Consider the following 26018-nt stretch of genomic DNA (forward strand, 5'->3'; position numbering starts at 1 on the left):
CGTATGGCGCTTATAGTGTTGTTGAGACTAAGGCGCCAGAGGGTTATGTGTTGGATCAGGAGCCGCTTGCTGTGAAGGTTGAGCGGGATGGTGTGACTGTTGATTTGGGTGATGTCGTCAACAACGCAGAACCACAGCCACCGGTGCCGGATGAACAGGAGCCACCTGTGCCGACTGAGCCTGAGCAGCCGCCAGTTCCGGAACAGCCGCAACCACCTGTTAAGGTAACTCCTAACAAGCCTAAGCTTGCAATGACAGGTAACGAGACAGCACCTGCGTTGCTGTCTGGTGGTGCCCTCGCGCTGCTTGCGGGAGCCACTTTGGTTGCAGCTGCTAGACGTCGGAAGGATGCCTAGGCATAAAATCTGACACAGTGATTAAGACCCGCTCAACAACTGTTGGGCGGGTCTTTTCACAGTCAGAATAGAAAACCAGTCTGCAGCTGTGCTATTGATATTGTGGAGTGTGTCATGAACAGCAACAAAACAGTGCAAACGGTCGAACCAGCAGCAAAACGATGGTGGGCACTCGCAATTCTCGTGCTTGCCTGCCTGCTCGTCTCTATCGATAACACAGTTTTGTTTATCGCTGTTCCCGCTCTCTCGCAAGATCTGCAGCCCAGCGCCAACCAACTACTCTGGATCAGCGATAGCTACACGCTGGTGATAGCCGGTCTGCTTGTGACGATGGGAAATTTAGCAGACCGGATCGGGCGAAAAAAACTGCTCCTCATCGGTTCTGCAGCATTTGGGCTCAGCTCCATTCTTGCGGCATATGCAACCACGCCAGAAATGCTGATCTGTGCGCGCGCACTCATGGGAGCCGCTGGCGCCAATCTAATGCCGTCAACGCTGGCTCTGATCCGCAACATTTTTATAGATGATAGGGAGCGCACCCGCGCCATCGCGATCTGGGCGAGTGCTTTCGGCGTCGGCGGAGTGCTCGGCCCTGTGCTCGGCGGGTTTATTCTCGAACACTTCCATTGGGGGGCGGTGTTTCTTATTAACGTGCCCGTTATGGTGATCTTGATCATCTTAGGCGCACTGCTGCTCCCGGAATCAAAAAACCCAAACCCTGGCTCGTTCGATGTGCTTTCTTCGCTGCTGTCACTGGTGACAATGGTCAGCTTCGTGTATGCAATTAAACATTTTGCGCACAACGCTTTTGACTGGATCACGCTAACAACCCTCATGATCAGCGTTATCGGTGGAACTGTCTTTGTGCGTCGCCAGCTGCGGCAGCACCAACCGATGATGGACGTATACCTGTTTCGCATTCGCGCATTCACGGGTGCAAACCTCATAAACATGGTTGCAATTTTTGGAATCATCGGGCTCAATTATTTCTTCTCGCAATATCTGCAGTTTCTGCGTGGATACTCCCCACTCACCGCAGGTTTTGCAGAGCTCCCGATCGCGGTTGCGCAGCTAGTGCTACCGGCTCTTGTGGGCTTTTTTATTGCTCGATTCGCCTATCGCGGATCGATTGCCGGAGGCATGCTTCTAACCGCGGGAGCCTTTGCGCTGCTGGCTTATACAGTGACACTTGAGCCCTATTGGCCAACAGCTGTTGCGCTGGGGCTGCTCGGGTTTGGTGCTGCGACAGCGATGAGTCTTACAAACGACGTTATTCTTAGCGCGGTGCCACCAGAGCGCGCCGGGGCCGCCTCAGCCATATCTGAAACCGGTTTTGAGCTGGGGGCAGCTTTTGGTATCGCGGTTATGGGATCGGTGATAAACAGTGTCTACAACCAGCGTCTGCAGCTACCGGCAGGAGTCGACAGTGTTTCACGTGAAACAATTTCAGAGTCCCTTGCTGGTGCTGTTAGTTTTTTCGACGATCAAACTATCTTTACAGCGGTAAACACCGCATATGTGCAAGCGGTGCAGATGACTCTGTTGGTAGCCGCTGCGCTGTGCGTCTGCTCAGCAATAATCGCATGGTTCACGGTGCCGCGGCGGATCAGCTCGGTCGGTGGTGAACAGGGCTGAAGTGCTGTCAGCGCTTGAAAAATTACTGCCAGCACGCAGGGTTTAAGGTTTATAACGGACAAAACATCAGACACTAGGAGATCAGCGTCATGTCTAACGCAACAACGCCGCTTCAATTGCTCACTATTAGTGCCGGGACGAGCAACCCCTCGACCACTAAAACTCTGACAGATCAGGCGGCGCTCAAGGTTGTTGAAACACTCGACAAAGCCGGGCACGAGGTGACATTGACCGCGGTAGAGCTTGCGCCGCTCGCAGGTGACATTATGCAAAGCATTGTCGGCGGAACGGTGACGGACGCACTGCAAGAGACCATCAGCTTGATTGCGCAGGCTGACGGCCTAATAATAGGAACTCCTGTCTATAAAGCCGCGCCCAGTGGGCTGTTTAAAAGCTTCATAGACCTGCTCAGCACTGATTTGCTCGTCGCTAAACCAGTGCTGCTTACCGCAACAGGCGGATCAAGTCGACACGTTATGGTCGCTGACGATCATCTGCGACCCCTGTTTGCTTTCATGCGAGCACTCATCATCCCGACATCGATTTACGCGGCCCCCGAAGACTGGGCTGGGGCAGAATTAACAGAGCGGATCGAACGCGCTGCTAAAGAGCTCGCGATTCTTATGCGATGCGGAGTGGGCGCACAAATTGCCAAGGAGTGCTGGGGTCTGCCCCGAGAGACGAACTAAACAGTGTGGCGGGCGGTGACTAGTTAGCTCACCACCCGCCACCGAACGCGCATAGCGGCGCGCAGTTCGCTTATTAAGGCTCTGCTATCAGTTTTTTATTAGCAAACTCATCAAGGCCGAGTCTTGAAAGTTCACGCCCGAAACCAGAATTTTTAACACCACCAAAGGGCAGCTCCGGCGCAGACTTGCTGGTTGCGTTGCGCCACACCATGCCAACCTCTAGCCGGTGATTGAATTTGCTCCACTGCGCATCATCATTAGTGAACACGGCTGCCGCAAGCCCGTAGGGGCTGTCATTTGCCGCAGCGATTGCCTCTTCATCTGTTTCAAAGCGGTGCAGCACAGCAACCGGGCCGAAAACCTCTTCTCGGAAAATTCGCATGTCTTCGGTGACATCGGTGAGCACTATCGGCTGATAGAAGCTACCATCAAGAAACTCCGGCACATCGCAGTGCCCACCGGCAACCAGAACTGTGGCGCCCTTAGAAACAGCATCCTGCACAAGCTCATCGACGTCTGCGAGTGCTGTGGCGCTTGACAGCGAGCCAATCTTGGTATTTGGAGAGAGCGGATCGCTCGGCACCCACTCACTAAACTCCTGTTTTAGCTCGCGCACAAACTCATCATAAATATCAGCGTGCGCAAAGAAACGCTTTGATGAGGTGCACACCTGCCCGGCGTTGCGCAGCCGGCCCTCTGCGGCGGCTGCGGCCGCCTGTTGCGGATCTGCAGACGCACAGACAATGAACGGATCAGAGCCGCCCAGCTCTAGCACGCACTTCTTCAAATTGCGACCGGCCGCCTCGGCAACCGCAGCACCGGCCCGCTCTGACCCGGTGAGTGACACCGCTCGCACCGCATCATGCGCAAGCATCTGGGCAACCTGCTCATTGCTCGCAAAAATATTGGTGTAAACACCCTCGGGGGCACCAGCTTCCCGCATTACCGACTCGAACGCAAGCGCGGTGCGCGGACAGTTGCGGGCGTGTTTGATCAGAATAGTGTTACCCAAACCAATGTTCGGCGCCGCAAACCGCGCTATTTGATAGTAGGGGAAGTTCCACGGCATAATGCCGAGCAGCACCCCGATCGCCTCAGCGCGAATAAACGCTTTGCCCGCAAGCGCAGTCTCGATCAGCTCATCTGCGAGAAACTTTTCGAGGTTCACCGCATAGTATTCAAAAATACGAGCCACAATCTCTACCTCACCCAGTGCCTGAGTGATAGGTTTGCCCATCTCAGTGGTTATAACCTCAGCCAATTCCTGCGCTCTATCGCGGAAAACCTTAGAAACCTGTTGCAGCAACGCCGCGCGATCCGACAGTGACGCAAACTTCCAGCTGCGATACGCTCCATCTGCTTTCTCAATTGCCTCGTTAATTTCAGCATCTGAATGCTCAGGAAACTCAGCGACAACCTCTCCGGTGGCAGGGTTTTTAGAAACATAGTTGCCCATCAGGTCTCTCCTTTTGTTGTTGTCGCGCCCGCGCTGCTGTTGCCACGGCACCTCACTGTTTCGCGACAGTTGCTGTCACTGGTATTTTCTCACTGAAACCCCGTGCCAAGCTAGTTTGGGTGGCAATCTTGCGTGGCGCCCTGCAACCCTATTGAGGATCCGCCGTATTATCTCATCCCTGACGACGCGCATTTAACTCCGGTAGAGTCGTATATATGGATACGCGAGTGGCTGCTTACGCTGTGATAGAACGGCGTGGGGAGGTGCTGCTCACACACTGGAGGCGCGGTCAGCTGCACGGTTGGACCCTACCCGGCGGCGGCATAGAGCCGGGCGAGGATCCACGCGACACAGTAGTGCGAGAGGTGTTTGAAGAGACCGGGCTTGAAGCGCGTGTGGGCAAACTGCTCGGCGTTGACTCGCGAGTTATGAACCGCGAAGACACACCCGTTGGTGTAGACCCGAAACTGCACACGATCCGCATTGTGTATCGTGCGCGAGTTGCTGAAGCGCCGTTGGTCAACGAGGTGGGAGGATCCAGCGACGAAGCACGCTGGGTGAAGCTTGAGGATCTTGGCAAGATGCGCACCCTCTCACTTGTCGACACAGGCTTGCGCATGGCGGGCATTATTGGCCGCGGGCAGGGGCGCAAAATGCGGCGCAGACCACGACCCCGCACCGGGCAGGGGCGCACAGCGCTACCGGGGCAGAATCGCAATACTGGGCGCGCCTAGGGTAAAACAGCATAACAAAACCGCCGAGCTACCAAAACGCTGGTAACACGGCGGTTGTTGTGAAAGCTATTAGTTAGAGGCTTCGTCGCTCTCTGGCGCGACCCAAACCTCTTCATCATCGCGGAAAGCCTGGAAGAGGGTGTAACCAACTGCAGCAACCGCAGCAGCGCCAGCAACCGCAGCAAAGATGCCGCCCACAACACGGCGCTTGCGCTTGATCAAACCGCTCTTCACACCGAGACGCGCAAGGCGATCAGCGAGCTCTTTCTGCTCAGCCTGCTCAAGCGCATTAACAGTTTTGCTCAGCGCGCTCGCAGCAACCGGAGTAGCAGCCTTGGTGAAACGATTCCACACTGAACGCACAGCGCCTACACCTGTTTCAACCGCTGGGCGAACTGAATTGTAGGCGCCCTCAACGCGTGGGAGAAGGTGCTCATTACCGAGTTTGCGAGCTTGGTGACCAGCCTCTGCCAGCACAACACCCGCGTGACCGAGCACCTCGCGCTGCTCCTGCAGCAGACCGTTAGCGAGCTTGTTAAGCTTTTTAAGTTCACGACGACGTTTGCGTGAGAGTGACATGTTGTCCTCCAAAAGGGGTTGTTATTTCTCGTTAATACATGGTACAAGGTGAGTCTGAGCAAATCCTCTAATTTGTAGGAAAGTCTCTAGCTATCAGCACTTTCTGAGCGGTGCAACAGAATAAAACCGACAGAACGCTGCTTGGGTTTGCGATTAATTTTGTTCGCTAGTGGCTGTTTACTGAGATAAGTCAGACACTGTTTGTTTACACTATGTAACTATGACTAATGCAACTCATAAAGCAACTATTTCAACCAATCACGGTGACATCACCGTTAACCTTTTTGGTGATCACGCACCAAAGACGGTGAAGAACTTTGTCGATCTGGCTGAAAAGGGTTTTTACGACGGTGTGATCTTCCACCGCATCATTCAGGGCTTCATGATCCAGGGAGGTGACCCAACCGGCACCGGCATGGGCGGGCCAGGCTACACCTTCGATGATGAGATTCACCCGGAGCTTGTTTTTAACAAGAAGTATCAGCTTGCGATGGCCAACGCCGGTAAGCGCCCCGACATGACCGGACGCTTAGCGGGCACTAATGGTTCGCAGTTCTTTATTACAACAAGTGAGCCCGGTTACCTGACGGGTAAGCACACCATCTTCGGTGAGGTCGCAGACGAGGCTTCGCAGGCGGTTGTTGACGCAATCGAGTCTGTTGCAACCGGTGCGCAGGATCGCCCTGTTGAGGATGTTGTGATGACCGCAGTAACTGTTGAGGCTCTCTAACTAACAAGCCTTAACTATTTGGCTATCGGATACTAAATCCGTTTTACTTGGGTTTTAAATTAGCGCGGCAAACCGGCTAAAGATTAACTCAGATAGGACTTAGAGCTTGAACACCAGCCGGCCGCAGTACGGTGAAGCTGCAAACCCAGACGCCAGTGATGTTTGCTACCGACACCCCCAGGTAACATCATTTACGCTCTGCCAGCGTTGCGGGCGCACCGTCTGCGGTGACTGTCAGATACCGGGGCCGGTTGGTGTGCTCTGCCCTGATTGCTCTGCAGCTGCACAGCCTTCGCGCGGTGCGCAGCTGCAGAGCAGCATACGCTCTGGGTCGCGGAAGTTTTTTGACCGAGACAACCCGTTTGTGACATATTCCATAATCGGCATATGTGTGCTTGTGTGGCTGGCACAGTCGGTAATCCCGGGGGTAACCGGCCTGCTGGCATACGTGCCCATTGCCTCGTCACCGTATTATTTCGAGCCGCTGCGATCCCTCACCTCGATATTCACGCACTCCACTGGCGGCATCACACACATCGCCTTCAACATGCTCGCGCTGTGGCTGTTCGGTCGCCAGCTTGAACGATTGATCGGGCACCGCAACTTCCTGTGGCTTTTTATGCTCTCGGGGCTTGGCGGATCCACCTTCGTGATGCTGTGGAGTCTTTTTGACCCGGCCTCGGCAGTAACTGCAACCGTTGGTGCGTCGGGCGCACTCTTTGGTGTGCTTGCGGCAACCGTGGTTGTGATGAAACGGATCAGAGTAAACGCTGGTGGCCTGGTGCTGATGATCGTTATTAACTTCGCGATCGGTTTTCTGCCGGGATTGAATATTTCATGGCAGGCACATCTGGGAGGCCTAATCGTCGGCGGCGCGCTGATGTGGCTGCTCACAGCTTTGCATGAGCGCGGCAAAGCCCGCAAAACCCCTCTCGCATTCTTAACCGTTACGGGCGTGCTACTGGCACTGCATGTGCTCTTCTACTTCGTGAGTCCGTCTGTATTTATGCTGGGAGCAGCAGCGATTAATTAGTTGGTGATGAGCGGGCTCAGCTTTTTTGCCCGTGCAGCAGCACCCTTAAGACCAACTATCTCAAGCCAATTACCCAACTGCAGATAGCCGTGTTCAGTCATCACCGACTCCGGGTGATACTGCACCCCAAAAAGGGGCAGGTCACGGTGGCGCAGCGCCATAATTAAGCCGTTCTCAGTCGTTGCAGTTTCCATAAGCTCTGCCGGCATCGTTGATTTCAGCACCGCGAGTGAGTGGTATCTCGTGGCAGTGAAGACTTCGGGCACGTCGGCAAAGAAATCATCACCCGTGTGTGTCACCCGACTGGTTTTACCGTGCATCAGTTCTTCTGCGTGCGTCACAGTCGCGCCATATGCTTCAGCTAGCGCCTGATGCCCGAGGCACACCCCCAACAGTGGTTTTTGTTGCGCGGCAGCAATCGACACCGCTGGCACAGTAACGCCGGCCTGTGCCGGGTTGCCCGGCCCTGGAGACAGTAAGATACCGTCAAACTCGGGCAGGCGATCCGCAAGCTCTGCTGCTGTGATCTCATCATTTCTGAGCACTACGGTCTCGGCGCCCAACTCATTGATGTAGCCGACCAGTGTGTAGACAAAACTGTCGTAGTTGTCGATAACTAGAATTCGAGTCATATTTGCTCCGCTACTGTTGGACGTTCGGATCATCAAGCGCTGAGAGCGGTGGTGGAATTAGTTCCTGGATCGCCGGGAAAATATAGAACACAAGTGCCCACACAAGCACCGCGGCAATCAGGAGCATCGCCAGCACACGCGCCCAGGCTGGGCCGGGAAAAAATCTCCAAATAAGTGAAAACACTTAGTGATCCCCTCTAGCTGCAAAATGAGTTGTGGCGTTGCTGTGAGATTTAGCAGACTCTGCAACATTTGAATTCACCTGCGCCAACTCGGCTGGCGGGCCGTCAGCGCGGGGGGTGAAGCTTTCAAACACCGAGTAGGCAATCATCCGCTCGTCGGCGCCCCAATACTTTGGATTACAGGTCGTGAAAGTGAGAATATCCTGATCGGCATAAATATCGGGAATGTGCGGCATTGGGTTTAGCACCCCGACCCCGTCCGGCAGCACATACTCCGCAGAACGGAAGCGGTAGGTAAACCAGCCGTCGGCGGTTTCAATAAAAATTGGATCGCCAACACGCAAGAAATCAACATCACGGAAGGGCGTAATGTGCCCGCCTGAACGGTGCGCAGCGAAAGCGACATTACCTTTTTGGCCCGGCAGTGCGGTGTCTTGGTAGTGTGCGATTCCGAAGGCGCTATCGTCCATTACAGGGTTCATTGGGCGGTTCGTGACGAGCTGATTTGCCCAGTTGTCTCCGAACGCGGGAACGTAAAGAATGCCGAAGACGCCGGTGTCACTGTTTGGCACAGGCACCGGAATCTCGCCCTCAAATTTGCGTGGTTCTGCATTAACCCACTGCGCAGATATGTTTGTTGCAACGTGGCTCTGTGCTACCGCCACAACGTTTGCGGTGTACCACGGCTGCCAGAGCAGAAATCCAAAGACTCCCAGACCGCCGAGCAAAAGTAGCTCACCGATGACGGTGAAGGGGGAGAGTTTTGCACGCGTACGAGACATAAATTCAATTGTATGCCAACGGCAGGAACATAAAATCGTGAGTTTACCGTAAAATAACAAGCATGTCTGAAAAACAACTTTCGAAGCGTGAGCAGGCGGCAGTTGACCGACGTAACGCCCGCGAACTGGCGGAACGAAACGGTGACCCACTGCCAAATCCGGTCTGGTTCAAGCCGGTTATGCTCGGTTTGATGATTCTTGGTCTGCTTTGGATCGTTGTCTACTACATCACCAGTGCTACCCTGGCGCTGCCTGTGCCACAGCTCGGGCAGTGGAACATTCTGGTGGGCTTTGGCCTGATAATGGCTGGTTTCTTTATGACCACCCGCTGGCGTTAGGGTCACCTTTAGAGTCGCGAACAGCCGAATTACACCGGTGTAATTCTCCCCAGCTTGTTAATAAGCTGTTGATAACTAGCGAGACAGAGACCTGCCCAGGTGCTTAAACAGCGGTGATCTAGTTATTACCGCTGTCTGCGTCACCGTCTGCGGGTGCTGGCGCGGTGCCAACACAGTAACCAATCTCGACTGAGCTGCGCTGTGGCGCCTTACCAACAATCGACTGCTCAACAACAGACAGGCTGTCTTCTGAGGTGACCGCACACTCCAAAGGCTTCGGCACTACAGTCAAACCCATATTGTTCAAAATTGCACGCGCAGCGGCGAGAGACTGCCCCTTCACATCGGGCACATCAACCGCGCCGCTGGAAACAGTAAGCGCTACCGAGCCACCGGTTTTTATAAAAGTACCAACAGCCGGAGTCACCTCCAGCACCAAACCCTTCGGTGAGCTTGGATCGTCACGCTCGGTTACCGTGCCAACAACAAAACCCAGCTCTTCAAGCTGCGCTGTGGCATCTTCAATTTGCTGCCCCTCGATACTCGGAATATTGTGTCCGTCAGGGCCGCTCGAAACATAAACAGTTATCGCATCACCCTTAGTCACCTCCGTGCCGCTTACCGGATCGGTGCGGGTGACTTTACCGACAGCTACCGTGTCACTCGGCTCATCAGCGGTTACAACAACAAGGTTTAAATCTTCAATCTCTTTTATTGCGAGTTCGCGCTCCACGTTAACAACATCGGGCACAACACGAGTGTTTGAAGCAAAAATTTCTTTCGGAGACAGGAAAATCAGCCACAGCGCAACCGCTGCAACAACCGTCACAAGCGCACAGCCGAGCAACCAAATCCAAGTGCGTGGTGGGCGAGTCTCCACATGCCGCGCTCCCTGCCGGGCAATCTGTCGCTCAGTAACCGCCTGCGTGGTTGCGCTGCTTGGCCCGAGCGCCATAGTTTCGACATCATCGTTGCCAAGCTGGGGCATCTCGCCGCGCATCGCCGCCTGCAGCGCAGTTCGAAATTCATTCGCCGACTGGAAGCGGCGATTCTTATCCTTAATTAGCGAGTGCAAAACTACGCGATTTAAGGGCTCACTCAGCTCAGGGCGCAGATCTCGCGGTGGCCGCGGGCGTTCACTCACGTGTTGATAGGCAACCGCGACGGCAGATTCGCCCTTAAACGGCACCGATCCGGTAAGCATTTCGTAGAGCATGATCCCGGTAGCGTAAAGGTCGGTGCGTGTGTCGACAGTCTCACCCTTTGCCTGTTCAGGCGAGAAATAGGCGGCAGTGCCAAGAATTTGCGTTGTTTGCTGCAGTGAGCTTGAGGTGTCGGATACCGCCCGCGCGATCCCGAAGTCCATCACCTTCACCCGCCCCTCAGGGGTGACCATAATGTTTGCAGGCTTAATATCACGGTGCACAATACCTGCGCGGTGTGAATACTCTAGTGCGGTGAGCACAGAATTAGTGATGCGATAAGCCTCTTCAACACTCACACCACCCTCAGCGAGGTGCTGTCTGAGATTGCGCCCGCCAACATATTCCATGACGATAAACGGCAGCTGCTTGGCGCCGGCAGCCGTTTGAATCAGATCGTTGCCAGCGTCATACACGCGCACAATGCTCGGATGCGTCATGCGGGCAGCGTTCTGCGCCTCCCTATGAAACCGCTCACGGAACTCTTCATCGTCGGCGAGATCAGCTTTCATGATCTTCACCGCAACCTGGCGCCCGAGTTTAGTGTCAACCCCGCGGTACACGGTTGCCATGCCACCCTGGCCGATAAACTCACCAAGTTCATACCGGTCGGCAAGGGTGCGGGTTGCTGTTGTGTGCGGTTTCTCGTTCACTTCCCTTAAAACTTTCTTGCGGATCGGCGTTAATTGTCTAACTTAGTTATCGGTTCCGCCATTGCCAGCACCGTTCCCGTTATCGCCATTGTTGTCAGGCGCTGGGGCTGGTGTAGGAGTTGGCGCGGGCGCAGCTTCCTGGATGTTGATGTTTGCAAACTCTGACCACGGTGATTGGCGCTCAGAAACACCGTCTCGCCCACACACAGCGGCGAAAGCGACGCGGGTTGTGCCAGGAGTGTTGTCAGCGCGCAGAGTTGCGCTGACCTGGGCGCCCGGCTCTTTCACAACGCTTGAATTACCCTCAACGAGGATGCGGTAACCGGTCAGGCTGAGACCGGTCTGGCAGAGTGCCCGCTGGTCGGGCCAGCTGACCGTGTAGGTGTCACCAACACGCACGGTAGTGCCCGAGGTGACGGTTGCCACACCGGACGGGCTTGGTGTGTCGGCGTAGCGTGCGCCAACGGTGAGGGTGATTGCCTGAGTTAGCGGCACATCCTGACCGGTTGGGCTGACGCTGAGCACAGTGCCCGCCTCCGCATCAACGACTGGGCTGCCCTCCTCACAAACAATGTTGGTGAAACCTTTAGCCTGTAACGCTGCAAGCGCTGCCTCACAGGTTTGACCGACATAATCAGCGCCGGTAATAGCAGCACTGTCTTTCTCTTCTTCGGTCTTCTTTTCCGGTTTCTTCGGGGCGGTTGGGGCCGGCTCAGGCTTGCTATTCTGATTCGCGTTTGTCACCGCCCACAGTGTGCCGCCACCAATAAGCAGGAGGAACACTAGCAGAGCAATAAGCGGCCAGCGCCACGGGCTTTTCTTTTTTTCTTGCGGCTCAGCTTGGTTAGCGGCGCCGTTTACGCTCGCTGCGGCAGGAGCCGCGCTCGTCATTCCGGCAGCCGCCCCGAGGGGTGCGCCAGCTGCGGCGCTCGTGCGAGGGAGCGCGACAGTCGTCGCATCGTTCCCAGCCGGTGGCTGCAGCAGTTGCGTCTGCGCGGAGGTTTGTGCCGGCATTACAGTGGTTGCTGCATCGTTAGCTGTGTCTGCTGCGGCAGCGCCAAGCACCTGGGGCACAACCGCCGCCGCTGCATTAACGTCGCCACGGTGCAAAGCTGTGGCCGCACGGGCAAGTTTTGCGCAGGTTCCTGGCCGATCCGCAGCCTTTTTTGCTAGGCAGCTGTAAACCAAGTTGCGCACGGCAACCGGCACCTCAGCAGGTAAATCAGGCGGTGTGTCGTTTATCTGCGCCATTGCGATCGCAACCTGACTTTCGCCGGTGAAGGGACGGCGGCCAGCGAGGCACTCGTATGCGACGATACCGAGTGAGTAAATGTCGGTGGCGGCGGTCGCGATTTGCCCTGAAGCCTGCTCAGGTGCGAGATACTGGACGGTTCCCATCACCTGCCCGGTAGCGGTGAGCGGCACCTGATCGGCGATGCGGGCGATCCCGAAATCTGTTATCTTCACGCGACCTTCGGGCGTGATCAGCAGGTTGCCCGGTTTCACATCGCGGTGCACGAGACCGGCATCGTGCGCAGCCTGCAGCGCGGTAGCAGTCTGCGCAATGATACCGAGCACCCGGTTAGCGGGCAGCTTTCCCTCACGTTCGATGATCGACGACAAGGGCTCACCCGGCACCAGCTCCATCACGATGTAGGCAGAGCCCTGCTCTTCACCGTAGTCAAAGACGTTCGCGATGCCCTCATGGTTGACGAGCGCAGCGTGCCGCGCCTCAGCGCGGAAGCGTTCCAGGAAGCCTGGATCACCCATGTACTCGTCTTTTAGAATCTTGATCGCGACTGTGCGACCGATGACGCTGTCACTCGCCTTCCAGACCTCACCCATACCGCCTGTGGCGATTCGTGAGCTCAGCTCGTAACGGCCACCGAAGATAATTCCCGCTGTAGGTCTCATTCGCTCAACACCGCTTCCATCACTTGTTGTCCAATGCTTGTAGGTACATCACCGCTTAAGGCAGAGAAATTGTGTGCGGCACCGCCGCCCTCTTCGACCACCACCGCAACGGCAATTTTGCGCCCGTCACGCTCGGCAAAACCGGTAAACCAAAGATTGTAGGGGAGAGGATTGCCCGCCGCATCGTTGCCAATCTCTGCGGTGCCTGTTTTGCCACCGACGACAGCGCCGGAAATTGCAGCGTTACGCGCCAAGCCAGCAGGGTCGACAACACCGGCCTGCATCATCGCTTTGAGCTGCGCAGCAGTGACTTTTGAGATCGGGGTTGCAAGCACACTTTCCTCACGCTGTGACTCAACCCGGAAATCTGGGGTGATGACGCGCTCTACCAGTGTTGGCTGCATCATCTCGCCACCGTTTGCGACAGTCGCGCTAATCAGCGCCATCTGCAGCGGGGTGACCCGCACATCAAGCTGTCCAATTGCGGTGATCGCACGCTGCGCTGCGTCACTCGGAGCGCCCACTGTGCTCGGCGCTACCCGTAGCGGCACCTGAATTTCGTTTCCAAAACCAAACTTTGCAGCCATATCTTGGATGGCGTTTGCCTCTAGCCCACCCGCCAACTCAGCAAACGGAATATTGCAGGAGCGCACAAATGCTTCGGTAACGGTCGCCTTCTCACCGTTCACACACACCCCGCGACTGGCATTGCGCATCACAGAAGAAGTGCCGGGCAGGGTGAAGGCGGCAGCGTCATCAAGAGAACTGTCGGGGGTGTATTTACCACTCTCGAGAGCCGCCGCAGCAGTGATGATCTTAAACACAGATCCCGGCGTGTAGAGATCACCGCTAACGGCACGGTTAAACAGTGGCTTATCAGGGTTCTGCTCAAGCGCCGAATAGTTTTCGATGACCTCGGCGTTGTTGTTCAACGACAGAGTGTTTGGATCATAGCTCGGAGTGGAAGCCATGGCGAGAATCGCGCCGGTTTCAGCGTCCAACGCAACAACCGCGCCCTTCATTCCCTGCAAACTCTCAAACGCTTTTTGCTGCGCGACCGGATCAATAGTCAGCTCAACCGCGCTGCCCATCGGCGGCTGGCCGGACAGCACACGCTGAATACGAGTAAAGAACTGATTGCTGGCAACCCCAGAAAGCGCCTGATTCTCAGCCTGCTCGATACCGGAAGAGCCTTGATAGTGCGAAAAATACCCGGTAATTGGCGCATAAAGCTCACCGTTTGGATACTGCCGTTGAAAACGGAATGTGTCGTTGGTGGGGATCGAATAGGCCACAGGCTGACCCGCAACAAGAATCGTGCCGCGTTCAACAAGAAAAGCGTTGCGGTGAGAGCGCTCGTTTAGCTCGTTTGCGCGATACTCATCAGCTCGCACAAACTGCACCATCGAAACCCCTAAAAAGAGAGCCAAAAATAGTGCGAAAATAACGCGGGTAACGCGCTTCAACTGTTTATTCATGCGCGGATCACCAACTTCGGACGGTTTCGAATAGCGTTTGACATCAGCAGCAGCAGGCCAACAATTAACCAGTTAGACAGCAGCGATGAACCACCGGCGGCGAGGAAAGGAGTGGTGAGACCTGTCAGCGGAATAATGCCGGTCACGCCGCCAACAATCACAAACACCTGCAGCGTAATAGTGAACGAGAGGGCAAGCGCGAGAAGTTTACCGAAATCGTCCTGCACCGCGAAACTAATGCGCATACCGCGAGCCACCAGTATCAAATATGTGGTGAGAATCATGAATGCGCCCACCAGGCCGAGCTCTTCAGCAACGCTCGGGAAGATGTAATCGCTGTATGAGAGAGGCGTGATTTGCGGATATCCGGCGCCTAAGCCCGTGCCTGTGATCCCGCCATTAGCCATGCCGAAGAAACCCTGCACGAGCTGATAGCTGGCACCCTGCGGGTCGCGGAAAGGATGCAACCAGTTATTGAAGCGCGCCCCAACGTAGCTAAAAGTCTGCGCAGCAATAAACCCACCCACAAGGAACAGTGAGAGACCGATCAACACCCACCCAATACGACCGGTAGCGACGTAGAGCACCGCAAGGAACAGGCCAAACACGAGCACCGAGGTGCCAAGCTCACGCTGAAAAATAAGGATGCCCATAGCGATCAGCCACACAATCAGCAGTGGGCCGAGGTCGCGCGCTCGCGGTAACCTGACCGGGCCGATTTTGCGCCCCACCAGCGAGAGCGCATCGCGGTTGCGCACAAGGTAGCTGGCAAAGAAGATCGCAAGCGCGATTTTTGCCAGCTCAACAGGCTGGAAGGAGAAACTGCCGATCCGAATCCACTGTTGCGCACCGCCAGCAGCGTGGCCGATACCTGGAACGAGGGGCAGAACTAACAGCAGCACGCCCACTAGCCCGAAAATATAGGTGTATCGCAGCAGTGTGCGGTGGTTCTTCAAAAGCCACACGAGTGCACCGGTGGCGACCATTGCAATTATCGACCATAAAATTTGACGCGCCGCAGCTCCCGGCAGGTCACGCACCTCACCGGATATTTCAATGCGGTAAATCATGACGATGCCCAGTATGTTGAGGATCGCCGCAAGGGGCATAATCAGCGGGTCGGCATCTGGCGTGATTTTGCGAACCACAAGGTGCAGGCCGAAAAGAATTGCAATATATGCCGCACCGGGAATAAGCAAAGCGGTGCTGAGAGTTTCTTTGACTGTCAGGTCGACGATAACGATAGCGCCGATACCTATTGCAGTCACAGCCAGGAGCAGCACAAACTCGAGCGCACGTAGTTTACGCGGAGCACGAATTGCGGTGAGGCGCTGCAGCACATTCTCACTGCGTGTGGCGCTCGCAAAGTCACGTTGTGCGGTTTCGGTGGTCATTATTCACTTCCTCCGCTCAAACGCAGCACGATATCGCGTGCTTCTGTGAGTGAGTTGGCGCTGATTGTGCGCTCAACCTGGATGCGTTCATAGATGCCGAGCTCACCCAGCGGGATGCTTGTGTTCTCTTCCTCTTTGTTGAGAGAGATGGGGCCGAGATCTGCCTGAATGCCCTGGTAGATGATGACGTTAACGCCGTCAGTTCCAACGTAGTAGCGTGATTGCACCCACTGGTAACCGACAAAGATAACACTTAGCGCGAGTGCAATAGCGACCATTGCGCCGAGTGCCCAGATTGCCCGGCGCCGCCAGGTGCGGCGTTTTGTTTCTGCGATGAGTTCTGCGAGATACTCATCAACTTTTGGCTCGAAGTGTGCTTCGGGAGCTGGTGCAACTTTGCGCCTACGGCGGCTTAGAATGCGCGTGCGTTGAGTTGAAGTTTGCAGAGCCGAGTCGTCGCCGTCTCGCGCGGCTGAACCGACGAACTTAGTGACCGGCAGGGTGGCAGTGTCGGCGAGCTCGCCCGCAACAGGTTTGGGGGCGGCATTTGCCCGCACAAGCGCGATGGTGACGTTATCTGGTGCACCCACCTCGAGAGTGCGGTCAATGAGGTTATCGACGGTCTGCTGCAGACCCAACTCACGGCGCAGTTCGCTGGTGATTGTTTTTTCGTCGACATAACCGCAGAGACCATCTGAGCACAGCAGGTAGATATCACCCGCCTCAGCGTCAAGCACTTCAGTGTCGATCAGTGGCCGTGAGTCAACATCGCCGAGCACTCGCATTAGCACCGAGCGGCGGGGGTGCACACGCGCCTCATCTTCGGTTATCTGCCCCGCGTCTATCAGTTTTTGCACGAATGTGTGGTCTGAAGTGATCTGCCGCAACTTGCCGTCGCGGAAGAGGTAGAGGCGGGAATCACCAATGTGGGCGACGCCAAGCTGGTTTCCGACAGTGAAGAAGCCGGAGAAGGTGGTGCCAAGACCGGAGAGTTCCGGACGTTCTTCAACCTTCTCAGCGAGTTTCAGATTTGCCTTCAGCAGATGCTTACGGAGCGCTTCAGAGGCATCTTCGGCGGTTTCGAACTGCTTTGCGGTGGCGTCTGCGTCGGCAACGAAACGGGTGACGGTTGCGCTTGCAACATCGCCTCCTGCGTGCCCGCCCATGCCGTCTGCCACAAAGAAAAGGTGCGCGCCAGAAAACCCGGAGTCTTGGTTATTGCTTCGGGCGAGGCCTACGTGCGAGGCGATTGCGGCGTCAAAGTTCAGGGTCACGTTGGTTACGGCCTCAACTCGAATGAAGTAGCCCCGATAGTTACCGGAGTGAAAGTCTTAAGGTCTACCGCGCCGGTGATGCGGGTGCCGTCAACCTTTGTCCCGTTTGTTGAGTCGAGATCGACGAGCCGCCAGCCGTTGCTGAGGCGCTCTAGCTTTGCGTGGTGGGTTGAGGTGTATTCATCGACGATTACGAGGGTTGAATCTGCGGATCGACCGATGGTCACGATCTCTTCATCGAGAGTTATCTCGGTGCCGCTAGCCACACCTGAAGTGATCACAAGACGGCGAGCCGGCCCGGTTGTGCCCGCTGACGGAAGCTCGTCGTCACTGTTCGACTGCGTGACACTCGCGCTGTCACCGCCAGATGTGGCGCTACGCTGCGGGGTGGGCTGTGGCGCGGAGGCTCCCGCCGGTGCCAGACTTGGTGCTTTGAGGATTGCGGCTGCGCTGTCGTCACGCACGCGCCGCACGGGCGCACCAAACAGATCGCTGCGCAGCGCGTAGATTGTGCCGAAAACGAAGAGCCACAGCACGATTAAGAATGCGATGCGAATGATTATGAAAGTAAGCTCACTCATGCGCCCTCCCAGAAAGAGCTGTTGGCGGATCGAGTAGGGGTCGGTTTGAGCGACCCGGCTGCGGGATCGGCGGTTGGGGTGAACCGGAATGTTAGAGGGGTCTGGCCGATGTAGACGACAGAATCGGGGTGCAGCTGCACTTCTTGAAAACGCTGCCCCTCGATTTTCGACCCGTTGGTTGAACCAAGGTCTCGAGCGATTGCCCGTTTGCCGTCCCAATCTATTTGGAGGTGTTGGCGGCTGGCGGCGCTGTCACTGATCTTGATATCGGCGGCAGAACCGCGGCCGATAATTGTTGTGCCGAGCTTGAGCGGGTGACGCTGCCCCTCAAGGTCTAGGGTTGCCGCCCAGCTGACGCTATTGCTCGGTTTGTGCGACTTTAGTTCAAAAGTGCCTGTGGGGGTGTGCTCATCGGCACGCAGCTCAATAACCGCCGGCCCTATTAACTGGTAGCCCTGCTCAGATGCGTGATTGGTGACCACGCGACGCAGCTCGTCGTCGAGTGTTTGGCCGATCTGTTCGAGGTGTGCGAGATCTGCCGTCGCTAATTCGAAGGTGAAAATGTTGGGTGCGAGGACGCGGTCGCGGTCTACTGCAACCGCTTTTACATCAAGCTCACGTTTCAGCGCAGCTGCGAGCTCAACGGGCTGCACACTGGCGCGGAATGTGCGGGCAAAAGCACCGTTTACGGCACGCTCAAGACCTCGCTCAATGCCGTCTAACAGTCCCATCTCGCCTCCTTAAAAGCATGGATCAACTTTCGATGCTACCTTCTTTGGCTGGAAATACCGATCCGAAGAGCTGTTTTTTCGCCTATTTCTGGTGTTCTGTAGTCAACTTGTAACCTTGCGGCTTAGGTGCTGCTGTGAGAATCTGTTGTCGTTAGAGCGCAATGAACATTTCGTGACGCAGCGCGTCAATGTGCTTGCGGGCCACTGCGACCGCTGCAACAGGGTCGTGTTTTTTAAGTGCAGCAACTATTTGCCGGTGTTCATCGCGTCCGTGTTCGAGCTGCTCTTGCGGGTAGGGAACAAAGTAATTGTGCAGCGCCGTATAGACGGCTAGATATGTGTCAGTCTCGGGTAGGCCGCTAATTTTTGCGATGTGCCGATGGAAGGCCATATCGGGTTTTGCGTGCTCGATCCATCCGGGTGCGGCCGCTGAATCGGCAATGAATTTTTCGAGCAGCTCGCAGTCTGCCGGAGTTGCGTTTAAAGCGGCGGCGTGCACAATGGCAGATTCCATGAGGCTGCGCTGATCTATTAGGGAGTTGATCGCGGCATTATCAGCACGGAAGGCCGCTACCGCTGTGTCTTTTGCGCTTGGGGGAGGATCGGCGACAAATGTGCCGCCCCCTCTGCCGCGTTTGCGCAGCAGGTAGCCGTCAGTGACGAGCGACTCTAAACCCCGTCTGGCGGTAATAATGCTGACCTCTAGCCCCTGCGCGATCTCTTCAAGTGCGGGTAGCTTGTTTCCTGGCTGCAGCAGACCGTGCTCGATTGCGAGAATAATTCTGGCGCGCACCGTTTCAACGGCAGACAGCCGACTTCTGTGCGCTGCGCCGGGCGCTAACTCGAGTACCGCAGGGAGAGCTTGCTTGAAGTGCACCGCCCCTAGAGCTTCAGTCATGCTGTTGAGTTTAGCGGGATATCACATATACTCATTTATGATCATATTGATCACTTAAGAGTACTGAGGCGCGAACACAGCGACAAGGGGGCCGCTATGACTGGCAAACTAACCATTGGATTGGCGCAACGCCACCCGTTGCCGTTTGGGAGTGGACTGCCTGAGTTTGCCGCAGACGTTGCTGCGACGCTGGCAGCGCACCCGCAAATCAACCTGCTGGTCTACCCGGAAATGCACTTGCATGACGCACATGCTCTGCCAGAAGCGCAGCGAGATAGCGCACTGCGGAGCCTCGCCGTGAGTTTAAAGAGCGACTTTATACGTGAGATCGGAGCGGTCGCGCAGCAGCATAAAATCTGGCTTGTGCCGGGCAGCATCGGCGAAATTACTGCAGGTGGCAAGTATTACAACACCGAGTTGGTGTTTGATCCGCAAGGAAATCTGGTTACCCACTATCGCAAAATGTTTCCCTGGCGGCCCGATGAGCCCCACGACTACGGCACAGAATTTGTCACCTTTAACGCGGAGCGCATCGAGTTCGGTCTCTCAAACTGTTACGACAGCTGGTTCCCTGAGCACACCAGACAGCTTGCTTGGTTGGGATCCGATGTGATTTTAAACGTCGTAAAAACCACTACACCAGATCGCGAACAGGAGTTAGTGCTGGCGCGCGCAAACGCTATCGCAAACCAGGTTTATTTTCTAAGCATCAACTGCGCCGGCCCAATCGGGCAGGGGAAAAGTATCGCGGTTGGCCCTGAGGGAGAGGTGCTCGCCCAAGCAGGGACGGATCAAGAGACCCTCGTGGTTGCAGTTGATACGGAAATCAACCGGCGTGTGCGCCGCCTCGGCACTGCGGGAGCAACCCGCCCCTGGTCGCATTTTCACGCAGCTGACCCTGAGATTCCACTGCCAATGTACGGTGGCGCAATTAGACCGGCACACTGGCAGCCCAAAAAACACCACGAAAAATAACCATCAACACACAGTGCAACGGAGCAATCTTGACTAACACAACCCTCGAACGAACCCTAAATCTGCGCTCACTCGTTCTTTTCGGGCTGGCATATCTAACACCCTTGATCGTTATTGGTATTTTCGGTGTTATCGCCTCGACATCCGCAGGCGCCAGCGCTAGCGCATATTTACTTGCGCTGGGGGCAATGCTCTTCACCGCTGCAAGTTATGGGCGCATGGCGGCTGCCTATCCGGTATCGGGCAGTGCATACAGTTATGTGCGGCGCACGATTGACGGTCGGGTAGGGTTCCTGGTTGGTTGGGTGACCCTGCTTGATTATCTCTTCCTGCCGATGGTTATTTGGCTTATCGGCGGTTCATATCTGCAGGCGCAATTTCCCGCTGTGCCAATTTGGGTTTGGATCTTGGCCTTCATTATCCTAACTACGACCCTAAATATTATTGGGCTCAAAGTTGCCGACAAAATTAATTTGGTGCTGATGAGCTTCCAGACACTCGTAATAGTGCTGTTTGTGGCCTTCTCACTCGCTGCTGTTGTGAGTGAGAAGGGCGCAGCCGGTGTTTTCTCACTCGCACCGTTCACCGGTTCGGGGGCAAGTATCGGCGCGATCGCAGCTGGGGCGGCGGTTGCAGCGTACGCATTTCTTGGGTTTGATGCGGTCACAACTCTGACTGAAGAAACTGTGAATCCGCGCCAAACTGTGCCGCGCGCAATTATGCTTGTAGCGCTGATTGGCGGCGGAATTTTCGTCGTGGTCTCATACGCTGTGCAGCTTGTGCACCCGGGCGGAATTTTTGAAAATCAAGACGCAGCAGGTTTCGAAATTGCAGAGCGGATCGGCGGGGCATTCTTCAGTGCGGTGTTTGTTGCCGCCCTGGTTATTGCACAGTTCACCTCAGGGCTTGCGGCGCAGGCTGCGGGCAGCCGCCTGCTGTTTGCGATGGGGCGGGACGGTGCGATACCTGGAAAATTTTTTGGGATCCTAAGCGAGAAAACCAGAACCCCTGTTTTCAGCATTGCCGCAATTGCGGCTGTGGGGTTGATTGCGATTTTTATGGACGTTGCCACTTCGACATCGTTTATTAATTTTGGTGCCTTTACCGCCTTTGCGATGGTAAACCTGTCGGTCATTGTTTACTGGGCTAAAAATCGTAAGGACCAGCGACTAAATCCGCTGCTCTATATTGTTTTCCCAGCGATTGGTTTTCTTGTAATTATTTATTTAATGCTGCAGCTCGACAGCAATGCGCTGATACTCGGCAGCGTCTGGTTGTTAGTGGGTGCGGTGATTTTAGCTGCCACAACCCGTGGTTTTACGAAACAGCCGCCTGAGCTGCAGGTTGCCGGGCACGCGTCTTAAATTTTGCTGTGCAACAGGACGCCGTTGGCCTCCGCCTTTTCAATCTCACGCTGGAAATTATCGAGCGCGAGCTCCAAAACCTTTGAACGCTGTTTAGAGCCCTCGGTGGTTTCTTTCAGGCGGTCTCCGGCATAGCGAATCCCGCGCTCAACGCCAGCCGATCCGAGCAGTGAGAAAGCCCACCGCAGCGGAGCGGGCAGCACCTTAATTTTGCCGCTGAACAAAGCCAGAGCAGCAAAGCTTGCGCCTTGCACGAGCATGCTTGTTAGCGGTGCCGGAAGAGCCAGACGTTTCGCCCATTTCATGTGCCGTTCAAACGGGAGCACCGCCGCTAACGGCAACAGAATTTCTAAGCCGTTCGGGAGATTGGATCTGCCGCGCCCTTTATGACTGTCGGTCGTTATCTGCTGCAGCGTGTCTGGGTGGGTTGAAAGCAGTAGGTAGTCTTCACCAACAGAGAGCGCCTTATCGACCTTTGCATATGTCTTGATCGTTTCATGCAGGGCGGCAATCTCATCGCTCGCGTGGCGCAAGATCAGTTTACGAAGCTGCGCAGCAGTGACATCCGGCAAAAGGTCTGCCTTGCTTAGACCGATAACCCAAATGCGTGGAAACTTAAGCAGCTGTTTCCCATTTTCGAGAATATCGTCGCGTGCGTCCACCAGGGCTCGGTTGTAGGTGCTGAGCGCCTCGCGCAGATACGAACCCTCGTTACCTGTGTGATCCGCCAGCTTTTGACCGTCTATGAGCAGCAGCGCAACCTGTGCGGTGAGCATCGTTTTTAGCGTGCTGATGCGCTTTGCGCGCTCCGCCTCGTCGGTGGGTAGTTCTTCTAACCACTCACCCGGATAGTCGTGCCACACCAGCTGCATTGCTGCAAACGGCTTGGAGTTTTTAGTGGGGGTGATTTCTTTTGTGCGGCCGAAAAGACCCGTGGTGATGTCGTTGCGTAAAAATACCGAAAAGCGATGTTCGTGTGCGCCAAGCCTGTCGGTGACCTCTGGGAATGCGCCACTGTCGCGCACCTTTGTGTAGTTGCGCTTAAGCTCTGCCGCCTCGCCGTGATTGCTTGGCACAACTGTGTATGGCTTATCTCGGAGGTATCCCGCCTCCTGCGTAATCCCGTAGAACGCCGACAGCAGAGTGGTTTTACCGCTGCGAGCCGTGCCAAACACGGCGATATGCTGCTCAGCGATCGGTTTAGTCTTTGCCTTTACCATGCAAAATAGCCTAGTCTGACCCGGGCGCAAACCCTGAGCAAACCATCACAACATCTGTGCGCGAGGGGGGACTTGAACCCCCACGCCCTTGCGGGCACTGGCACCTGAAGCCAGCGCGTCTACCAATTCCGCCACTCGCGCGTTTGCCACCCTCAATGGAGACAACTATCGAATTTTACCAGGTGGCGGCAAGCGGTTGCAAATTTTATGCTGGTTTCTGCGATGGCGGGCTAAGGCTGATGGAAACTCATATATCCGGGTGGTAACTTAGCTAGCAGCTAGAGACGCTTACCGGGCGCGGTTAACCCGGTAAATTCAGTGGCGTCAACCCTATTTTAAGGAATGATAAAGATGTCTCAATACCGCACACAAAACCCGGCAACCGGCGAGATTCTTAAAACTTTCGATGCGCTAACTGACGCGCAGGTGGCAGAGGCTATCACCAGCGCCGACGCTGTTTATCGGGAATGGCGCACAAAGAGTGTGCAAGAGCGTGCAAAGGTTGTGCGTCGTGTCGCAGAGATTTTTACAGAGCGTGGTGAAGAGCTCGCGCGCGCTATCTCTATCGAAATGGGAAAAGAGCTGCAGGAGTCGCGCGAAGAGGTCGAGTTTGCGGCCAGCATTATTGACTACTACGGTGTGTACGGCCCCGGCTTGATCACCGACTATGAAATTCCGAGCACAGTGCCGGGCAAAGCCTACATTGAGCATCTCCCGCTCGGTGTGCTGCTCGGTGTTATGCCGTGGAACTTCCCCTACTATCAGGTCGCGCGCTTTGCCGCGCCAAACCTGCTGCTCGGCAACACGATTTTGCTAAAGCACGCAGAAGTGTGCGCGGGCTCGGCGCTTTTGGTGCAGGAGATTTTTGAACAGGCGGGTGTGCCCGTCGGTGGGTATCAGAATATTTTTGCGACACACGAGCAGATCGCTAACATCATCGCAGATCCGCGCGTGCAGGGAGTTTCTCTCACAGGCTCCGAGAGAGCGGGCGCGATTATCGGTGCGCAAGCTGGCAAACACCTAAAAAAGTGTGTGCTCGAACTTGGTGGCATAGATGCGATGGTGGTGCTCGATGCTGACAGTGTCGCAGAGGTGGCGAAGCAGGCCTGGGATTTCCGTACCTACAATGCTGGGCAGGTGTGCAACTCAAACAAACGCATCATTGTGATGGACACAATCTATGACGAGTTCGTTGCTGAGCTGCAGCGTTTGGCTGACGGCTTGCAGCCGGGTGATCCGTTAAATCTTGGTGATGGCGAGTTTGTGCCGCTGTCTAGCCGTGCGGCGGCTGAGAACGTTGATAGGCAGGTGCGAGCGGCAGTCGCTGAAGGCGCAACACTGGTTGCTGGCGGGGTGCTTTCTGAAGGCGCAGGCGCATACTACTCACCCGCTGTGCTAACCAATGTGAGCCGTGACAGCAAAGCATACCGGGAAGAGATTTTCGGCCCGGTTGCCACCGTTTATAAAGTGTCGAGCGATGCAGAGGCGCTGGAAGTTGCCAACGACTGCGCGCTCGGTCTGGGTGGCTCGGTGTTCTCCACCGATGAGGCGCGTGCGCGTAAGGTTGCCAGCCAGTTAGAGTGCGGAATGGCGCACGTGAACACAATTGCAGCCGAGGCCGCTGAGCTCCCATTTGGCGGAGTAAAACGCTCCGGCTTTGGGCGCGAGATGGGCCCATTGGGAATTGGTGAGTTTGCTAATAAGCGATTCTTTTTCATCGCAGACTAAAAAACGACGCTAACTAATCATTTCAGTAACAGCAACCCGGAGTAATTAAGACAATGACTATCAACTATGCAGCGGCTGAGACCGTTGAAGATTTTAAACACAACCTCGCGGTGGTTGAAGAAAAGATCGCAGCCGCCTGCAAAGCTGCTGGGCGGGCGCGTGATGAGGTGCGTCTGCTGCCGGTGAGCAAAACTGTGCCGGAAGAGCGCCTGTTTAACGCCGTTGCCGCCGGAGCTACTCGCCTCGGAGAAAACAAAGTGCAAGAGGCTAAGCGTAAGTGGCAGAACATGCGAGAGGCCACGAACGATCAGCTGGAGTGGGCGGTCATCGGTCATCTGCAGCGCAACAAAGCAAAAGACGTCGCTGAGTTTGCGGCTGAATTTCAGGCACTCGACTCGGTGCGTCTCGCAGAGGCCTTGCAGCGCCGTCTGGAGATGGTCGAGCGGGAGCTAGAGGTCTATGTGCAGGTGAACACGAGCGCAGAAGAGTCAAAATTTGGTCTCGACCCGCAAGATGTTGACGCCTTTTTAGACACCCTGCCAAACTACCCGAACCTAAAAGTGCAGGGCTTTATGACCCTGGCGATATTCAGTGACGATAGTGACCGCGTGCGCACATGCTTTGAACTGCTGCGTCAGATTCGGGATCGTGCGCTCTTAACCCACGGTGACTTGATTGGGTCGGGTTTGCTTTCGATGGGCATGTCGGGTGATTACGAGCTTGCAATAGCTGAGGGCGCAAACTGCGTGCGCGTCGGGCAGGCAATTTTCGGATCCCGCAAATACCCAGACTCCTACTACTGGCCGGGTGCGGCGGGCACCAACTAACCTGCATCGGGCCGGTTATCGCCCGAGTTCCTCTTTAATCTTTGTGGTTGAAATGCCCTCTGTGCGCTCTAGAAATATGAGCTCGCAGTGCTCGCGGAGGATCTCGAAGCGCTCGTCGCCGGCCCAATCTGCCCCCATTACAACCGCGTCAATCTCATAGCGCTTAACGTCGGAGACTTTCTGATCCCACCGCTCCTCAGGAATCACTAAATCTACGTAACGCACCGCTTCAAGCATTTTTTTCCGCGTTTCATAATCGTGGTAGGTGCGTTTACCCTTGCCCGCATTGAACTCTTCAGTAGACAGCGCGACAATTAAATAATCGCCCTGTGCCCGTGCGCGCTTCAAGAGACGAATATGCCCCCAGTGCAGTAGGTCAAATGTGCCGTATGTGAGAATGCGCCGCATTAGTTTGCTCCCTGCAACAGCCCGATGACGCCGCACACGAGGCTTGCCGCCGCTAGTGTTAGAGCGCTAACAATCAACACCAGGTGCACCTTAAAGAACCGAGTTGGGCGACCAGCGGCGTCAAAAGCGCGCGGATCCTGCTTCACCCGACGTAAAAACGGTGGCCACACAACACAGTTAAACACTGCGTTAATAATCAACAGAATCGAAAGCAGAATGTGCACA

General features: G+C 55.6%; 27 protein-coding genes and 1 tRNA gene. 11 read left to right on the top strand and 17 right to left on the bottom strand.

The features are described from left to right. The 3 genes from HCQ99_RS06700 to HCQ99_RS06710 form a co-directional block, all read left to right on the top strand. Positions 1 to 356: prealbumin-like fold domain-containing protein (locus HCQ99_RS06700; protein ID WP_166987878.1), on the top strand; the 356-nt coding region annotated here is incomplete at its 5' end. Between the two features lie 114 nt (positions 357 to 470). Next, positions 471 to 1991 (top strand): DHA2 family efflux MFS transporter permease subunit, encoded by a 1521-nt coding sequence (locus HCQ99_RS06705; RefSeq protein ID WP_166987881.1) that lies wholly within the window; start codon positions 471 to 473, stop codon positions 1989 to 1991. Between the two features lie 89 nt (positions 1992 to 2080). Next, positions 2081 to 2680 carry a CE1759 family FMN reductase gene (locus HCQ99_RS06710; RefSeq protein WP_166987885.1) on the top strand — a complete coding sequence of 200 codons (600 nt, stop codon included), beginning with the start codon at positions 2081 to 2083 and terminating at the stop codon, positions 2678 to 2680. Between the two features lie 73 nt (positions 2681 to 2753). On the opposite strand, the gene HCQ99_RS06715 is transcribed toward HCQ99_RS06710, so the two are convergent. Further along, a complete protein-coding gene (locus HCQ99_RS06715; protein ID WP_166987888.1) occupies positions 2754 to 4136 on the bottom strand; it encodes an aldehyde dehydrogenase family protein in 1383 nt (460 codons plus the stop codon). A gap of 215 nt (positions 4137 to 4351) precedes the next feature. On the opposite strand from HCQ99_RS06715, the gene HCQ99_RS06720 reads away from it, so the two are divergent. Next, positions 4352 to 4870, top strand: a complete 519-nt coding sequence (locus HCQ99_RS06720) for an NUDIX hydrolase (RefSeq protein ID WP_208317187.1) — start codon at positions 4352 to 4354, stop codon at positions 4868 to 4870. 69 nt (positions 4871 to 4939) lie between these two features. Here the strand turns inward: HCQ99_RS06720 and HCQ99_RS06725 are convergent, their stop codons facing one another. Continuing rightward, a complete protein-coding gene (locus HCQ99_RS06725) occupies positions 4940 to 5449 on the bottom strand; it encodes a DNA/RNA helicase (RefSeq protein WP_166987891.1) in 510 nt (169 codons plus the stop codon). Positions 5450 to 5669: 220 nt separating this feature from the next. On the opposite strand from HCQ99_RS06725, the gene HCQ99_RS06730 reads away from it, so the two are divergent. After that, the gene (locus tag HCQ99_RS06730; RefSeq protein ID WP_166987894.1) at positions 5670 to 6179 is read left to right on the top strand and encodes a peptidylprolyl isomerase; all 510 of its coding nucleotides are present in this window, start codon (positions 5670 to 5672) and stop codon (positions 6177 to 6179) included. Between the two features lie 106 nt (positions 6180 to 6285). After that, complete coding sequence (locus HCQ99_RS06735; RefSeq protein ID WP_166987897.1) at positions 6286 to 7212, top strand: rhomboid family intramembrane serine protease; 927 nt, start codon at positions 6286 to 6288, stop codon at positions 7210 to 7212. On the opposite strand, the gene HCQ99_RS06740 is transcribed toward HCQ99_RS06735, so the two are convergent. From HCQ99_RS06740 to HCQ99_RS06750, 3 genes are read right to left on the bottom strand one after another with little or no spacing between them, the layout of a single operon-like run. After that, a complete protein-coding gene (locus HCQ99_RS06740) occupies positions 7209 to 7844 on the bottom strand; it encodes an anthranilate synthase component II (RefSeq protein ID WP_166987900.1) in 636 nt (211 codons plus the stop codon). The two genes, HCQ99_RS06735 and HCQ99_RS06740, sit on opposite strands and share 4 nt — an antisense overlap. A gap of 10 nt (positions 7845 to 7854) precedes the next feature. Continuing rightward, positions 7855 to 8028: a hypothetical protein gene (locus HCQ99_RS06745; protein WP_166987903.1), complete on the bottom strand. Its 174-nt coding sequence runs from the start codon at positions 8026 to 8028 to the stop codon at positions 7855 to 7857. Beyond that, on the bottom strand, positions 8029 to 8808 hold the full coding sequence (locus tag HCQ99_RS06750; RefSeq protein WP_166987906.1) for a class E sortase: 780 nt from the start codon (positions 8806 to 8808) through the stop codon (positions 8029 to 8031). It abuts the gene before it with no gap. Positions 8809 to 8870: 62 nt separating this feature from the next. On the opposite strand from HCQ99_RS06750, the gene HCQ99_RS06755 reads away from it, so the two are divergent. Next, on the top strand, positions 8871 to 9146 hold the full coding sequence (locus tag HCQ99_RS06755; RefSeq protein WP_166987909.1) for a cell division protein CrgA: 276 nt from the start codon (positions 8871 to 8873) through the stop codon (positions 9144 to 9146). 118 nt (positions 9147 to 9264) lie between these two features. On the opposite strand, the gene pknB is transcribed toward HCQ99_RS06755, so the two are convergent. The 8 genes from pknB to HCQ99_RS06795 form a co-directional block, all read right to left on the bottom strand. Then, positions 9265 to 11001, bottom strand: a complete 1737-nt coding sequence (gene pknB / locus HCQ99_RS06760) for a Stk1 family PASTA domain-containing Ser/Thr kinase (RefSeq protein ID WP_166987912.1) — start codon at positions 10999 to 11001, stop codon at positions 9265 to 9267. A 42-nt stretch (positions 11002 to 11043) separates the two neighbouring features. Further along, entirely contained in the window at positions 11044 to 12915 is a 1872-nt protein-coding gene (locus HCQ99_RS06765) for a protein kinase domain-containing protein (protein WP_166987915.1), read from the bottom strand. Then, positions 12912 to 14393 carry a peptidoglycan D,D-transpeptidase FtsI family protein gene (locus HCQ99_RS06770; protein WP_166987918.1) on the bottom strand — a complete coding sequence of 494 codons (1482 nt, stop codon included), beginning with the start codon at positions 14391 to 14393 and terminating at the stop codon, positions 12912 to 12914. The genes HCQ99_RS06765 and HCQ99_RS06770 overlap by 4 nt, the downstream gene beginning before the upstream one ends. After that, on the bottom strand, positions 14390 to 15787 hold the full coding sequence (locus tag HCQ99_RS06775) for an FtsW/RodA/SpoVE family cell cycle protein (RefSeq protein ID WP_166987921.1): 1398 nt from the start codon (positions 15785 to 15787) through the stop codon (positions 14390 to 14392). The genes HCQ99_RS06770 and HCQ99_RS06775 overlap by 4 nt, the downstream gene beginning before the upstream one ends. Then, entirely contained in the window at positions 15787 to 17061 is a 1275-nt protein-coding gene (locus HCQ99_RS06780; RefSeq protein ID WP_166987924.1) for a PP2C family protein-serine/threonine phosphatase, read from the bottom strand. The genes HCQ99_RS06775 and HCQ99_RS06780 overlap by 1 nt, the downstream gene beginning before the upstream one ends. Before the next feature lie 5 nt (positions 17062 to 17066). Then, positions 17067 to 17642, bottom strand: a complete 576-nt coding sequence (locus HCQ99_RS06785; RefSeq protein ID WP_166987927.1) for an FHA domain-containing protein FhaB/FipA — start codon at positions 17640 to 17642, stop codon at positions 17067 to 17069. After that, positions 17639 to 18373, bottom strand: a complete 735-nt coding sequence (locus HCQ99_RS06790; protein WP_166987930.1) for an FhaA domain-containing protein — start codon at positions 18371 to 18373, stop codon at positions 17639 to 17641. The genes HCQ99_RS06785 and HCQ99_RS06790 overlap by 4 nt, the downstream gene beginning before the upstream one ends. Before the next feature lie 151 nt (positions 18374 to 18524). Further along, positions 18525 to 19271, bottom strand: coding sequence for a FadR/GntR family transcriptional regulator (locus HCQ99_RS06795; RefSeq protein ID WP_166987933.1), 747 nt, complete (start codon positions 19269 to 19271; stop codon positions 18525 to 18527). Positions 19272 to 19367: 96 nt separating this feature from the next. Here HCQ99_RS06795 and HCQ99_RS06800 point away from each other — a divergent pair, with 96 nt between their 5' ends. Further along, a complete protein-coding gene (locus HCQ99_RS06800; RefSeq protein WP_166987936.1) occupies positions 19368 to 20246 on the top strand; it encodes a carbon-nitrogen hydrolase family protein in 879 nt (292 codons plus the stop codon). A gap of 29 nt (positions 20247 to 20275) precedes the next feature. Beyond that, positions 20276 to 21610, top strand: a complete 1335-nt coding sequence (locus HCQ99_RS06805; RefSeq protein ID WP_166987939.1) for an APC family permease — start codon at positions 20276 to 20278, stop codon at positions 21608 to 21610. Here the strand turns inward: HCQ99_RS06805 and HCQ99_RS06810 are convergent. Together HCQ99_RS06810 and HCQ99_RS06815 are read right to left on the bottom strand one after the other, a co-directional pair. Beyond that, positions 21607 to 22830 (bottom strand): hypothetical protein, encoded by a 1224-nt coding sequence (locus HCQ99_RS06810; protein ID WP_166987942.1) that lies wholly within the window; start codon positions 22828 to 22830, stop codon positions 21607 to 21609. The genes HCQ99_RS06805 and HCQ99_RS06810 overlap by 4 nt on opposite strands. A 57-nt stretch (positions 22831 to 22887) precedes the next feature. Continuing rightward, positions 22888 to 22971, bottom strand: a tRNA-Leu gene (locus HCQ99_RS06815). 210 nt (positions 22972 to 23181) lie between these two features. Between HCQ99_RS06815 and HCQ99_RS06820 the strand changes: the two genes are divergently transcribed. Together HCQ99_RS06820 and HCQ99_RS06825 are read left to right on the top strand one after the other, a co-directional pair. After that, positions 23182 to 24558, top strand: coding sequence for an NAD-dependent succinate-semialdehyde dehydrogenase (locus HCQ99_RS06820; protein WP_166987945.1), 1377 nt, complete (start codon positions 23182 to 23184; stop codon positions 24556 to 24558). A gap of 53 nt (positions 24559 to 24611) precedes the next feature. Next, on the top strand, positions 24612 to 25385 hold the full coding sequence (locus tag HCQ99_RS06825; RefSeq protein ID WP_166987948.1) for a YggS family pyridoxal phosphate-dependent enzyme: 774 nt from the start codon (positions 24612 to 24614) through the stop codon (positions 25383 to 25385). Positions 25386 to 25400: 15 nt separating this feature from the next. Here HCQ99_RS06825 and tagD read toward each other — a convergent pair whose 3' ends face one another. Both tagD and HCQ99_RS06835 read right to left on the bottom strand, forming a co-directional pair. Then, positions 25401 to 25793: a glycerol-3-phosphate cytidylyltransferase gene (tagD, locus tag HCQ99_RS06830; RefSeq protein WP_166987951.1), complete on the bottom strand. Its 393-nt coding sequence runs from the start codon at positions 25791 to 25793 to the stop codon at positions 25401 to 25403. Continuing rightward, positions 25793 to 26017: an SCO4848 family membrane protein gene (locus HCQ99_RS06835; protein WP_166987954.1), complete on the bottom strand. Its 225-nt coding sequence runs from the start codon at positions 26015 to 26017 to the stop codon at positions 25793 to 25795. Before HCQ99_RS06835 ends, tagD begins: the two co-directional genes overlap by 1 nt. Position 26018 lies beyond the last annotated feature (1 nt).

The organism is Canibacter zhoujuaniae (assembly GCF_011752015.1).
GTDB classification, from domain to species: domain Bacteria; phylum Actinomycetota; class Actinomycetes; order Actinomycetales; family Microbacteriaceae; genus Canibacter; species Canibacter zhoujuaniae.